The following is a 13,320-nucleotide window of genomic DNA, read 5'->3' as shown; positions in this document are numbered from 1 at the left end:
ACCGCCGGATTTGGGGGTTATGGCGCTTCTATAACGACGGATTTCGGAGGAACAATGTCCACTTATATATGCTTTCTCCCTCTGAGTCGAGAACGACGGGTATGAGTACGTCTCGGGCGAACGTGCGGCCATGCGCGACATTCTGGAGGCCGTCGCGGACGGGTCACTCTCGCCCGCGGAGGCCGAAGCACGACTCGCGGGGTACGCGACGACCGGTGCCGGACGGTTCGACGCCGCACGGGAGACGCGTCGAGGGGTCCCAGAGGCTATCCTCGCCGAGGGAAAGACACCGGACGAAACCGCGACGATAGCCGTCGCGGCCGTCGAGACGAGTGGTCGAGCACTCGTCACACGGGCCAGCGCCGACCACGCAGAGGCCGTCGCAGATGCGCTCCCCGACTGCACTATCGACCGCGACGCACGAGCAAAGACCGTCGTCGCGTGCGATTCGTCGTTCGAACGCCCTGACCTCGACGCGACCGTCGGTATCGTCACTGGCGGAACGTCGGACGCGGAGGCCGCAGGCGAGGCGTCCGTCGTCCTCCGTGAGATGGGTGTCTCCGTCGAACGAGTCGAAGACGTTGGCGTCGCCCACCTCGGCCGTGTCCTCGACCACCTCGACTTGCTCCGTGAGGTCGACGTTCTCATCGTCGCTGCCGGGCGTGAAGGTGCGTTGCCCACTGTCGCCGCCGGACTGGTCGATACCCCCGTTATTGGACTTCCCGTTTCGACCGGGTACGGACACGGCGGCGACGGGGAGGCGGCACTGCTCGGGATGGTCCAGTCGTGTACCGTCCTCTCCGTCGTGAATATCGACGCCGGCTACATCGCGGGGGCACAGGCCGGGTTGATTGCCCGCGCCGTTGCGGGTGCCCGGCAGACAGACCAGTAGCGCGGTCATTCTGTAACCGAGTGACAGTTGCCCCGTGACCGGCGAAACGCTTAGTCGACCCGCACCCAATCTGTCAGACGCATGAACCCCGAGGCTGTCTCGCGGTGGTCCCGACGACACGTCGCTGCGGGTGCACTCTTTCTGGTCGCGTGGCAGGCCGCTGTCCTCTTCGGTGCACCCCACAGGACGGGTGTCGCCTTCGGTCTCTACGGATTCGTCCTCCACACGGTCGCCGGAAAAGGCTACTCGCTCGTTCCCTCGTACTTCGCGCGACAGTTGGTGGTTCCCCGTGCCCCGCCCGCGAGTCTCTCGCTGTTGTCTCTCGGGACCGTCGGTCTCGCCGCGGTGCCCTTCCCGGGCGTTCCAGCGGTCGTTGGCGTCGCCGGTGCCGTCTGCTGGGCACTCGGGGCACTCGTCCTCGTCGGCGCGCTCGGGTGGACCGTCCGAGACAACGTTACCGGTCGACAAACGGGGACCGGCGAACCGAACGCCGACAGACGACGAGTCGACCGGTTCGCCAACGCGTTCGTTCCGGTCGTCTTCGGCTACCTTCTCGCTGGTGCGTACGAGACGCTCGCGGTCACGGGGGGCGGACCGTCGCTCACCGGCCGGGGTCTAGCGGGTGCGATTCACCTGCTCGCGGCCGGCGTGGGTGTTCTCTTGGTGTTCACAGTCGGCTTTCGCCTTCTCCCGCGATTTCTCGTCAGCTATCCACCGTCCGCGCTCGTCGCCGTCGTCCTCCCGGCGGGCGCTCTCGGCCCCACACTCGTGGCCGGGAACCTCTGGGGTGGAACGTGGTTCCGACTCGGTGCCGTCGCCGAAACACTCGCCATCGTCGGATTCGCCGTCGCGTACGTCGTTCTCTTCGTTCGCTCCGATCGCCGACGGGTCGGCCTCTACGGACCGTTACTCGGGGTCGTTCTGGGTGTGGTCGGGGTTAGCTTGGGCCTTCACTTCGCGTTCGTCGGCGTCCCGACAGGCGGCGTGACCGCTCACTACCGATTGAACCTGACGGGCTTTCTCGGAGTCACAATCGTCGGCATCGCCTACCAGTTCTATCCGCCAGCAATCGGTTCGTTTCCCGGCGCTGACGACCGGACCGCACTCGCGTCCATCTGGTGTCTCGCAGTCGGCGTCGCTGTCGAGGCGTCTGGCTCGCTCGCCGGGGTTGCCCTCGTCGTAACGTTCGGTCGACTCCTCGCGTTCGTCGGTGCCTGCCTGTACGGGTACCTGCTGTTCGGGCTCTTTCGGGAACGATACGGTGGTCGCTGACGGGGGTCGAAACACGAGCACCCGAACACAGATTCTCTAACGATACTGATGGCCCTATGCCAATTCTTGACACACGTCTATTTTCCCACGGCATAACCGACCAATTTCGCGTGCGCACGCACACGCGCGAAGGCCTCATAAGGGTCCGGAACCGAGTGACACGGCACCGGCTTGGTGGCTGCCGGATTCAGACAATGCCAGTATGTGACCACTGCGGGTCACACGTCTCTGAGCGCTTCGCCCGTGTGTTCGCCGACAAGGACGGCCAAGTTCTCGCTTGCCCGAACTGCTCGGCGAACGCCGGTATCGCGGAAGTCGCTCGGCAACGTGCCCGCACTGCATGACCACTGAAGCGAACAAAGACCACCACGCGAAGCCAACATTCGGTGCACGAGGCCGGGCGCAGGGTTCATACCCTCGCCCCTGAACCATTCTCTCGTGCACTTCGTCTACGTCCTCCAGTGCGACGACGAGTCGCTGTACACGGGCTACACGACTGACGTTGAACGCCGCGTCGCCGAACACAACGCGGGCGACGGCGCGAAGTACACGCGTGGTCGGACGCCCGTCGAACTCGTCCACGTCGAGGAGTTCGACTCGAAGTCGGCGGCGATGTCACGCGAGTACGAGATTAAACAACTCAGCCGACAGCAGAAACTATCGCTCGTCGAGCCGTGATTGCGAGACTCTTCGGTCGCAGACTGAGACCCTGTCGACCTGTAACGTAGTTTTTTGGCTCGGGGCGCAGACGTGCGCGTATGGACGAAATCTCTTTCGGGACCGATGGGTGGCGCGCCACGCTGGACACGTTCACCGACGAACGCGTCCGCATCGTCGGCCAAGCGGTTGCAGACTATCTCAGAGAAGAGGGGTACACCGACCCCGTCTTCGTCGGGTACGACGCCCGCGAAACGTCGCCCGGGTTCGCCGAGTCGCTCGCGGAAGTCGTCGCAGGCAACGGGTTCGACGTACTTCTTCCAGAGCGTGACTGCCCGACGCCGCTCGTCGCGTACGCCATCGCGGACCGCGGACTCTCGGGTGCGCTCATGGTCACTGCCTCGCACAACCCGCCGGAGTACAACGGCGTGAAGTTCATCCCCTCCGACGGCGCGCCTGCCCTCCCCGAAGTGACAGACGCCGTCGCCGCGTACCTCGCCGAACCCGACCTCTTGCCGGAGTCCGAACGCGGCACCATCGAGCGCGTCGATATCGTCTCACCGCACGCCGACCACGCACTGGACCTCGTCGGCGACGACCTCTCCGGGCTAACCGTCGTCTATGACGCCATGCACGGTAGCGGCCGCGGCGTCACCGACGCCCTGCTCGAATCGGCCGGTGCGGACGTGGTTCGCCTCCGGTGTGAGCGGGACCCCGAATTCGGTGGGTCCTCACCGGAACCGTCGCCGGAGAACCTCGAAGAACTCGCCGACGCCATGATAGATATCGGTGCCGACCTCGGGGTCGCCAACGACGGTGACGCCGACCGTCTCGCCATCGCTACACCCAAACGCGGCGTCCTCGACGAGAATCTCTTCTTCGCCGCCATCTACGACTACCTGCTCGAATCGGACTCCGGCCCGGCCATCCGCACCGTCTCGACCACGTTCCTCATCGACCGCATCGCCGAGGCACACGGCGAGGAGGTCTTCGAGACGGCAGTCGGGTTCAAGTGGGTCGCCGACGCGATGCGCGAACACGACGCGCTCATGGGTGGCGAAGAATCTGGTGGCTTTTCCATCCGCGGCCACGTCCGCGAGAAAGACGGTGTGTTGATGGGACTCCTCGCGGCCTCCGCCGCCGCCGAAGAGGACTTCGACGCTCGTCTCGACCGTATCGAAGACGAGTACGGCGAAATCGTCGCCGACAAGATTAGCATCGACTGTCCGGACGCTGAAAAGGACCGTGTCATCGACGAACTCGACGACGAACTCCCCGAGACGGTCGCTGGCCGCGACATCGCGAAAGTGGTCACGCTCGACGGGTTCAAACTGCTCTTGGACGATGGCTCGTGGCTTCTCGTCCGCCCGTCCGGCACGGAACCGAAGATGCGCGTCTACGCAGAAGCAGGGAGCGAAGATGCAGTCTCTGCGCTCCTCGATGCGGGCCGCGAACTCGTCGAACCACTCGTCTAAGACTCCCAGTCCCCTTCGTTCTCTTCGCTCGCGGCCGGTCGAACGATACCTCGGTACGCCGGCGTGAACAGCGGGAGTGTCTCGGCGTGGTCCGTCAACGTAATCGTCTCGCCGTTCGACTCCACGAGGTTCGCCGCCTCGAGTTTCGGCAGGTGGACGTGGACGATACCCGTCTCTGCCTGTTCGACGATTTGGATGTCGACCTGATCCGCAGGACGGTCGGTCGTCCGAACTGCGAGCGCGATAGCGAGTTCCCACACCGGTACCGGTTGGGTCCTGTCGTGCAGATACTCGAGGACGTACCGGCGCGACGGGTCCGCGAGCGCGTCGAACACCCGATTCCAGTCGGTGAGTATTCTGTCGCCGCGTTCTCGGTTTGCCATGGCCTCGGCTCTGTAATCATAACAGGCGTGGCGATATACCTATGTCGGTTGTTAACGACACCCACGGTAATCGGCACGAACACCGCGGAATCGGTCGTCGGCTTGCGCTTCGGACGTCGGTTCGATGGAGAAGCCGAGCGACTCGTAGAAGGGACGGACACGAGCGTCGAAGTCGGCGACGAGACGTCCCTGCCGGGCCACTGCGGCCTCGACGAGTGCGGTCCCGACCCCGTTCCCACGTCGACTCGGTGAGACGGCAACTGCGTCGATGTAGTCGTCGTCGAGGACGAGTGCACCGACGACACGACCCGACGCGTCGGCGACGAGACAATCGCCCGTTTCGAGTCGCTCGCGCACCTCGCTGGCGGCCACTTCGAGTAGTCCCGCGTCGAGGACGCGCATGACGGCGACCAACTCGTCCGGGCCGCCCTCGCGGACGACGGTATCGCTCATCACCGGTGATGGGATGCCGAGAGAGAAAGGTCCGACGGAGTGAGAGCGCGAACGACAGCGGGTTTACGCGGCCATACGGTCGATACGGGTCAACAGGTCGTCGAGTTCGGGACGGTCGGCCGGGTTCGACCCACGGTGGGTGTAGACGACTTCCGGGTTGTCGTCACGGAGGTCCACGAGGACGGCTTCGGGCATCCGTCCCACCATGTCGTGGAGTTTACCGAGCGCGCCGAATCGCGTCGGCTGGTCGAACTCGTCGCCGACTTCGGCACCGGGGTCGGCGAGGAGTGGAAACGGCAGGTCGTAGCTTCGCTGCCACTTCTCGGCGCGTTCCGGTGGGTCGGGGAGGACAGAGACGACTTCGGCATCGCGTGCTTCGAACTCGTCGTAGCGCCGCTTCACCGATTGGACTTGCCGGCGACAGACTTTGCAGTAGTAGTCTCGCTGGAGCAACAAGAGCAGGAAGTCGGCGTCGAGGGTGGCCGGCGAGAGCGTGTCGGGACCGGCGGCGACGTTAGGCAGTTCGAAGTCGAGGGAGTTCGTGTTGGCAGACACGCTCTGGAAATCGAGGACGCCGAGTATAACCGCCCTGCGGGAGTGCGATTTCGCTACCAAACACCGAAAGCCGCCGTGAAGACCGGACTGTCGGGTGCGGTGACCTGCCAGTCAGGCGCGTCCGCCTTTGATGAGGCGGAGTACCTGCACCTGTTCGACTTCGACTGGTTGGTCCTCGGGAACGGGGCGGCCGTCGACGAGGACGGACACCTCGTGGGGACTGAGGCCCACCGCCTTGACGAGGTCCGCGTAGGTACCATCGTCGCCCACGGTGACCGCTTGGGTCTCCTCGCCGACGACTTCGACGGTTACGTCCATGCTCTGGCGTGGGGCGGGAGTCGGTTTCAGTCCGTCGGCTTGTACGTCAAGCGAAGGCTAGCTTCTCGAATGTCGAAATATGTCAATAGTTATACCAATTTGTGACGAATAACTGGCTGGTGTCGAAAGACGCCAGAGAGGGACTGCACCAATGCCGACCTACATCACCCTCTGGAACTACACACAGCGAGGTATCGAACACATAGACGACAGTCCGAACCGCCTCGATTCCGCAATCGACCTCGTGGAGTCGTTAGGTGGCGAGATGAAAGGATTCTACCTCACGATGGGGGAATACGACATCGTCAGTGTCATCGAATTCCCGGACGACGACGCCGCGGCGAAGGCGATGCTCCGAATCGGTCAGACGGGGGCCGTCGAAGGCGAGACGCTGAAGGCGTGGCCGGAAGCCGAGTACCGCGACCTCATCGCGAACCTGCCGTGAGCGGTGTCTCGCCGGCCACGAACTGCCGGTTTTTCTTCGCCGGTTCGAGGTGAGCGAGTTGTCTCGGACGCTTTATGTGCGCGGCCGCCTGTGAAGTGGATATGAGCGAGGCCGCGGAGTCGGGCGACACCCCGGCGGGTCGCGAAATCTGGATCGAGAAGTACCGACCGCAGACCCTCGACGACGTCTACGGACAAGAAGAAATCGTCGAGCGACTGCGCAGTTACATCGAGCGTGACGACCTGCCGCACCTGCTCTTTGCGGGCCCGGCGGGCGTCGGGAAGACGACCTCCGCGACGGCCATCGCCCGTGCAATCTACGGCGACGATTGGCGCGGCAACTTCCTCGAACTCAACGCCTCGGACCAGCGCGGCATCGACGTGGTTCGCGACCGAATCAAGAACTTCGCTCGGTCGTCGTTCGGTGGCCACGACTACCGTATCATCTTCCTCGACGAGGCCGACTCGCTGACCAACGACGCGCAGTCGGCGCTCCGCCGGACGATGGAGCAGTTCTCCGACAACACGCGCTTTATCCTCTCGTGTAACTACTCCTCGAAGATTATCGACCCCATCCAGTCGCGGTGTGCCGTCTTCCGCTTCTCACCACTCGGTGACGACGCCATCGCCGACCAGACTCGTGACATCGCCGCCGCCGAAGGTATCGAACTCACCGACGAGGGTCTCGACGCCCTCGTCTACGCCGCCGGCGGCGACATGCGTCGCGCCATCAACTCCTTGCAGGCCGCGGCGACGACCGGCGAAGTCGTCGACGAGGAAGCCGTCTACATGATTACCTCGACGGCCCGCCCCGAAGACATCGAAGAGATGGTCCGCGCGGCCATCGACGGCGAGTTCACCACCGCCCGCAAGAAACTGGAGACGCTCATCGTCGACACCGGTATGGCCGGTGGCGACATCATCGACCAACTCCACCGGTCGGTCTGGGACTTCGACCTAGACGAACGCGCCGCCGTCCGCCTCATGGAACGCATCGGCGAGGCCGACTACCGCATCTCCGAGGGGGCGAACGAACAGGTCCAACTCGAAGCGCTCCTCGCGTCGCTCGCACTCTCGCAGAACTAATCGACACGCACGTTTTACCGACTCTGGTCTAGTCAGCCTCGGAATTCGAAGCGCGCTCCACCCGACGGCGACGACGTGACGATAACCGACCACCCGTGTGCGTCGGCAATCGACTCTACGATTGCGAGGCCGTAGCCGATACCGTCGCCACCGGTCGTTTCACCGGGCTCGAACACGTCGTCGCGGCGGTCCGGTTCGATGCCCGACCCGTCGTCTTGGACGAAAAAGCCGCCGTCAACACCACCGACCTCGACGTGAACCGACTCACAACCGTGTTCGACTGCGTTCCGAAACAGGTTGGCGAGTAACTCGCCGAGTCTGTCTTCGTCTGCGTCTAGCACGACGTTTTCTGGCGTCTCCAGCGTCGCATCGGCGGTTTCGGTCGTCATCCACGCCCGGTTGGCGACGGTTCCGAGGTCGACGGGCGTCGTCTCGTCGACGAGTTGCCCACGTCGAGCGAGCGAGAGCAGGTCGTCGATGAGCGTCTCCATCTGGTCGAGTGCGTCTTCCGCCGTGTCGAACCGTTCGTCTGCACCGGTCTCACGCGCGAGTTGAAGGTGTCCACGGGCGACGCTCAGTGGATTTCGAAGGTCGTGGCTCACGATGTTGGTGAACTCTTCGAGACGTTCGTTCTGCCGCTCTAACTCGTCTTCACGCGCCTTCCGCTCGGTGATATCCGTGTAGATTGCGTACCCCGACCCGCGTTCTTCGCCGGGCGAAAGCGGGACCACGTTCAAGATGAACTCACGGACACCGTCGTCCGTTCGACGGCGTACCTCTCCGCGGTAACTCTCACCTGTCGCGACGAGTAGTTCTGGGATGCCTGCGGCACCGGCGGTGTCGTCGTCGCCGTCGTCGTCGCTCTCTGGTGGGACGACGCGGCCGAGAAGGTCGGTTCCGACCACGGCACCCGAGTCGTAGCCGAAGATATCCTCGAACGCTCTGTTCACGCCGAGGACTGTGACAGCACCGTCTTCGACGTCGTAGGCGACGGCAGCGTCCGAGACGTGTGCAAAGAGGGCGCTGGACCGGTCACGTTCCTCGCGGAGATTCGTCTCCGCGCAGATTCGGTCGGCGGTGACGGCGACGTGTGCCATGAGCAGTTCGGTCAACTCCACGTCTGTCTGGTCGAACGCGTCCGGGACGTACGATGCGGCCTGAAACACGGCGATGTCGTCGATTGGAACGCTCAGTCCCGACCGATACGTCTGTTTGACCGGTTTTGCGTCCGCGTCGCTGGCGATGTCAGAGACGAGTTGCGTCTCGCCAGTTCGGTACGTCTTCGCGGCGGTTCCGCCATCCTCGATAGAGACGCGTTCGGCCCCATCGTCCGGTGTGCCCGTCGAGATGGCCGTCGGGACGATTTCGTCGTCTTCGACGACGCCGACGTAACTCAGGTGGAAGTCGAGGATGTCGTCGGTAATCTCGACGGTTCGTTCGAACAACTCGGTGAGACTCGTCGTCGCGGCCAACTCGGTGGCACCGTGGTGGAGTCGCTCGATTTGTTCGCGACTGTGCCGCATCGCGGCCTCGGTTTCGATGCGTGCTCGGGTCTCCGAGACGTACGAGACGAGGAGTTCGGCCAATCTGAGGTCGGTCTCGTCGTAGGCACCGACTTCGTTCGAGAGTGCCTGAAAGACACCTTTGTTCCCCATCGGGACGCTCACCACTGACCGATACGCCGGGTCGTCGGGTTCGGCCTGCGGATGGTCGCGAATGTCGTCGACGAGGGAGGATTGTTGCGTCTGGTAGGTCTGGCCGAGAATTCCCGTGTCGGTCGGAATCGGTCCTGTCCCCTCCAAGTCGCGCTCGTTCCCCCTGATGTAGAACCCGTCGCCCTCGTGGACGATGAACGACGAATTGTCGAATTCGAGGATGTGTTTTGCGAGGCCGATGGCTCGGTCGTACAATTCGTCGACAGTCTCTGCCGTGATGAGATTTGTCGTCCCTTCGTAGAGGCGCTTGAGTCGGTCCCGTTCGGGAGGTGTGTCGGTGCCGCGAGTCGAAAGCACCCACCGAATCTGTGCTTCGACTGCCTCTGGGTCACCGCGTGGCACGTACGCGTCGAACCGCTCCGGGGAGACGACGTCTTCCGGGTCTTCGTCGGTGTACAGGATGGTTGGTACGCGACTGGGGATGGCCGTCGTCGAGTCGGAGACGACGAGGCAGGCGGGGTCACTCGGCGTCGAGTCGTCGCTCGCCGATGCGACTGTAACCTCGGTACCGAGGTCAATGTCGCAGTCGAAATCGACATCCACGACGACCGTAAGTTCCGTCGCGTACACGGGTTTCTACCGTTTTGACGAGTACGAGAAATATAATCGTTGCGGCATGTTCCCTACTCACAAGAATTGACAGTAATGACTCGTTCTCGGTCGCTCAGTTGAGCGACCAGAATCCGTAGTTGAGTGCTGTCGCGAACGATACCCACGCGAGATACGGGACGAGGAGTGCGGCGGCCCGCCAGTCCACGATGGCGAACTCACGAATCGTCGCGAGGATTGCGCCGAGGAGGACGACGATGACGACGAGGCCCGCCGCTGGCGACTGGAGGCCGAAGAAGGCGGCCGACCACGCGACGTTGACGACGAGGTGTCCGCCGAAGATGGCGAGGGCGCGGCGACTTCGGGGGTGACCACTCCGCGAGACGAGGAACGCCGCGACGCCCATTAGCGTAAAGAGGGTTATCCAGACGGGACCGAAGAGCCAGTTCGGCGGTGCGAACCACGGGCGGACGAGCGTCGCGTACCACGAGTCGAGCGAGGTGACGGTGAACACACTTCCGACGGCCCCCGCGAGTTGCGCGAGGACGACCCACGCGAGGAGTTCGACGGCAGGTCGTCTGCGGACCGAGGCGAGTTCCATACTCTCCATTCGTTACGGAGGGAAATGAACGACACGGCCCGTGCAGACAGTATTGCCCAGAATCGGGCGTCTGCGGCTATTTCCCGGAACTGTTTTACCCGACGGTAGACCAGACTTTGGCAATGAGTGAACTCGAAGAGGAGTACCGCCTCGATTATTTCGAGGAGGAGGGCTTCTACCGGAAGCAGTGCCCCGTGACGGGCGTGTACTTCTGGACACGAGACCCAGACCGAGAGACGTGTGGCGAACCCCCGGCGGACGACTACACGTTCATCGACAACCCCGGATTCGACGAGGAGTACACCCTCGAAGAGATGCGAGAGAAGTTCCTCTCGTTCTTCGAAGAACAGGACCACGAGCGTATCGACCCCTATCCGGTCGCCGCGAACCGCTGGCGTGACGACGTGCTCTTGACGCAGGCGTCTATCTACGACTTCCAACCGCTCGTCACGTCCGGCGAGACGCCGCCGCCGGCGAACCCACTGACCATCTCTCAGCCCTGTATCCGTATGCAGGACATCGACAACGTGGGCAAGACCGGACGCCACACGATGGCGTTCGAGATGATGGCGCACCACGCGTTCAACGCACGCGAAGAAGCGGGCGACAAGTACGCCTACGAGGGCGAAGTCTACTGGAAGGACGACACCGTCCGTCTCTGCGACGAGTTCTTCGAGTCGCTCGGCGCCGACATCTCCGAAATCACCTACATCGAAGACCCGTGGGTCGGCGGCGGCAACGCCGGACCTGCCTTCGAAGTTCTCTACCGCGGCGCAGAACTCGCGACGCTCGTCTTCATGTCGATGAAGCAGGACCCCGAAGGCGAGTACCACCTCAAGGACGGGAACAACTACTCGCCGATGGACACGTACATCGTCGACACGGGCTACGGCCTCGAACGGTGGACGTGGGTCTCCCAAGGGACGCCGACGGTCTACGAGGCCGTCTACCCCGACATGATTGACTTCCTCAAGGAGAACGTCGGTATCGAACACTCCGAGGAAGAAGAGGAACTCATCCACCGCGCGGCGAAACTCTCCGGGCACCTCGACATCGACGAAATCGACGACCTCGCCACCGCGCGCGCCGAAGTCGCCGGCGAACTCGACGTGGACGCCGACGAGTTGACCGAACTGCTCCGTCCCCTCGAAGATATCTACGCCATCGCCGACCACTGCCGGACGCTCGCGTACATGTTCGGTGACGGCATCGTTCCCTCGAACGTCGGGACGGGCTACCTCGCCCGCATGGTCCTTCGCCGCACCAAGCGCCTCGTCGACAACCTCGGCGTGGACGCCCCCCTCGACGAACTCGTGGACATGCAGGCCGAACGCCTCGACTACCAGAACCGCGACACTATCCGCGACATCGTCCGCAGCGAAGAGCGCAAGTACAGAAAGACGCTCGAACGCGGGTCGCGCCGGGTCCAGCAACTCGCCGACGAGTACGCCGACAAGGGCGAACCCATCCCGGTCGACGAACTCATCGAACTGTACGACTCCCACGGCATCCAACCCGACATGGTACAGGAGATTGCCGAAGAGCGCGGTGCGACGGTCGACATCCCCGACGACTTCTACTCGCTCGTCGCGGACCGCCACGAACAGGTCGACGGCGAGACGGTCACGTCCGAACAGGACGAACGCCTCGGCGACCTGCCCGCGACGGACAAACTCTACTACGACGACCAGGAACGAACCGAGTTCGAAGCCGTCGTCCTTGACGTGTTCGAGCGCGAAGAGGGGTACGACGTGGTCCTCGACCAGACGATGTTCTACCCCGAAGGTGGTGGCCAACCCGCCGACCACGGGTCGCTCGCGACGGACGACAAGACGGTCGAAGTGACCGACGTGCAGATAGAAGGCGACGTGGTGCTCCACCGCACCGACGACGACCCCGGCAAGGGCGAGTTCGTCCGCGGCCAACTCGACGTCGAGCGTCGTCGCCGCCTCATGCGACACCACACGGCGACCCACGTCATCGGCCACGCCATCCGGACAGTCCTCGGCGACCACATCCGACAGGCCGGTGCCTCGAAAGGGACCGACCGTTCGCGCCTCGACGTGACGCACTACGAGCGAATCTCCCGCGAGGAGGTCAAGCAAATCGAGCGTGTCGCCAACGAACTCGTGATGCGCAACATCCCGGTCAAACAGGAATGGCCCGACCGGAACGACGCCGAGAACAAGTACGGATTCGACCTCTATCAGGGTGGCATCCCGCCGGGAGAGAAGATTCGCCTCATCCACGTCGGCAGCGACGTGCAGGCGTGTGGTGGAACGCACGTCAAGCGAACCGGTGACATTGGCGCTATCAAGGTGCTGAACACCGAACCGGTCCAAGACGGTGTCGAACGCGTCGTCTTCGCTGCCGGCGACGCGGCCATCGAGGCCACCCAGCGCACCGAAGATTCGCTCTACGACGCCGCCGAGGTTCTGGACGTGAACCCCGAAGACGTGCCCGAGACGGCCGAGCGCTTCTTCACCGAGTGGAAGGCGCGTGGCAAGACCATCGACCGTCTGAAGACCGAACTCGCCGAGGCGCGCGCCGCCGCGGGTGCCGACGAAATCGACATCGACGGTACGCCCGCCGTGATTCAGCGTCTCGACAGTGACGCGGACGAACTCCGCGCAACGGCCAATGCCCTCGTCGAAGAGGGGAAAGTCGCCGTCCTCGGGTCCGCCGCTGGCGGGTCCGCCCAGTTCGTCGTCGGCGTGCCGGACGACGTCGGCATCAACGCCGGACAGGTCGTCGGCCAACTCGCCCAGAAGGTCGGCGGCGGTGGTGGCGGTCCGGCCGACTTCGCACAGGGCGGTGGGCCGGACGTGGACGCCCTCGACGACGCCCTCGACGAGGCTGAAGACGTTCTCAAGACCGTTCTCAACGCCTAGCTCGGCACGTCAGACACCGGCACTCGGTC

The 13,320-nt window shown here is 63.7% G+C and carries 14 protein-coding genes; 8 read left to right on the top strand and 6 right to left on the bottom strand.

All coding sequences use genetic code 11. The features are described from left to right. Positions 1–130 precede the first annotated feature (130 nt). The 5 genes from larB (at position 131) to GJR96_RS04305 (ending at position 4,296) form a co-directional block, all read left to right on the top strand. Positions 131–892 (top strand): nickel pincer cofactor biosynthesis protein LarB, encoded by a 762-nt coding sequence (gene larB, locus GJR96_RS04320; RefSeq protein WP_151161808.1) that lies wholly within the window; start codon positions 131–133, stop codon positions 890–892. A gap of 81 nt (positions 893–973) precedes the next feature. After that, a complete protein-coding gene (locus GJR96_RS04315) occupies positions 974–2,164 on the top strand; it encodes a hypothetical protein (RefSeq protein ID WP_151161807.1) in 1,191 nt (396 codons plus the stop codon). Between the two features lie 194 nt (positions 2,165–2,358). Then, positions 2,359–2,508: a DUF7563 family protein gene (locus GJR96_RS18255; protein WP_187367346.1), complete on the top strand. Its 150-nt coding sequence runs from the start codon at positions 2,359–2,361 to the stop codon at positions 2,506–2,508. Positions 2,509–2,602: 94 nt separating this feature from the next. Continuing rightward, positions 2,603–2,842: a GIY-YIG nuclease family protein gene (locus GJR96_RS04310; protein WP_151161806.1), complete on the top strand. Its 240-nt coding sequence runs from the start codon at positions 2,603–2,605 to the stop codon at positions 2,840–2,842. Positions 2,843–2,922: 80 nt separating this feature from the next. After that, a complete protein-coding gene (locus GJR96_RS04305) occupies positions 2,923–4,296 on the top strand; it encodes a phosphoglucomutase/phosphomannomutase family protein (RefSeq protein ID WP_151161805.1) in 1,374 nt (457 codons plus the stop codon). Here the strand turns inward: GJR96_RS04305 and GJR96_RS04300 are convergent. From GJR96_RS04300 to samp2, 4 genes are all read right to left on the bottom strand, one after another. Beyond that, a complete protein-coding gene (locus GJR96_RS04300) occupies positions 4,293–4,679 on the bottom strand; it encodes a DUF7344 domain-containing protein (RefSeq protein WP_151161804.1) in 387 nt (128 codons plus the stop codon). The two genes, GJR96_RS04305 and GJR96_RS04300, sit on opposite strands and share 4 nt — an antisense overlap. A gap of 51 nt (positions 4,680–4,730) precedes the next feature. After that, positions 4,731–5,132, bottom strand: coding sequence for a GNAT family N-acetyltransferase (locus tag GJR96_RS04295; RefSeq protein ID WP_151161803.1), 402 nt, complete (start codon positions 5,130–5,132; stop codon positions 4,731–4,733). Positions 5,133–5,195: 63 nt separating this feature from the next. After that, entirely contained in the window at positions 5,196–5,687 is a 492-nt protein-coding gene (locus GJR96_RS04290) for a peroxiredoxin family protein (RefSeq protein ID WP_151161802.1), read from the bottom strand. Positions 5,688–5,798: 111 nt separating this feature from the next. Further along, positions 5,799–6,005 carry a ubiquitin-like small modifier protein SAMP2 gene (samp2, locus tag GJR96_RS04285; RefSeq protein WP_151161801.1) on the bottom strand — a complete coding sequence of 69 codons (207 nt, stop codon included), beginning with the start codon at positions 6,003–6,005 and terminating at the stop codon, positions 5,799–5,801. Positions 6,006–6,156: 151 nt separating this feature from the next. On the opposite strand from samp2, the gene GJR96_RS04280 reads away from it, so the two are divergent. Further along, positions 6,157–6,450: a GYD domain-containing protein gene (locus tag GJR96_RS04280; protein ID WP_151161800.1), complete on the top strand. Its 294-nt coding sequence runs from the start codon at positions 6,157–6,159 to the stop codon at positions 6,448–6,450. 101 nt (positions 6,451–6,551) lie between these two features. Continuing rightward, on the top strand, positions 6,552–7,535 hold the full coding sequence (locus GJR96_RS04275; RefSeq protein WP_151161799.1) for a replication factor C small subunit: 984 nt from the start codon (positions 6,552–6,554) through the stop codon (positions 7,533–7,535). A 32-nt stretch (positions 7,536–7,567) separates the two neighbouring features. Here GJR96_RS04275 and GJR96_RS04270 read toward each other — a convergent pair whose 3' ends face one another. Both GJR96_RS04270 and GJR96_RS04265 read right to left on the bottom strand, forming a co-directional pair. Beyond that, positions 7,568–9,820 carry a GAF domain-containing protein gene (locus tag GJR96_RS04270; RefSeq protein ID WP_151161798.1) on the bottom strand — a complete coding sequence of 751 codons (2,253 nt, stop codon included), beginning with the start codon at positions 9,818–9,820 and terminating at the stop codon, positions 7,568–7,570. 94 nt (positions 9,821–9,914) lie between these two features. Continuing rightward, a complete protein-coding gene (locus tag GJR96_RS04265; protein ID WP_151161797.1) occupies positions 9,915–10,400 on the bottom strand; it encodes a TspO/MBR family protein in 486 nt (161 codons plus the stop codon). A gap of 122 nt (positions 10,401–10,522) precedes the next feature. Here GJR96_RS04265 and alaS point away from each other — a divergent pair, with 122 nt between their 5' ends. Then, positions 10,523–13,291 carry an alanine--tRNA ligase gene (alaS, locus tag GJR96_RS04260; RefSeq protein ID WP_151161796.1) on the top strand — a complete coding sequence of 923 codons (2,769 nt, stop codon included), beginning with the start codon at positions 10,523–10,525 and terminating at the stop codon, positions 13,289–13,291. Positions 13,292–13,320 lie beyond the last annotated feature (29 nt).

Origin of the sequence: Haloferax litoreum (assembly GCF_009674605.1) — an archaeon.
Taxonomy (GTDB): Archaea; Halobacteriota; Halobacteria; order Halobacteriales; family Haloferacaceae; genus Haloferax; species Haloferax litoreum.
The sequence above is the reverse complement of the archived record's forward strand: the minus strand, read 5'-3'. Positions and strand labels throughout refer to the sequence as shown.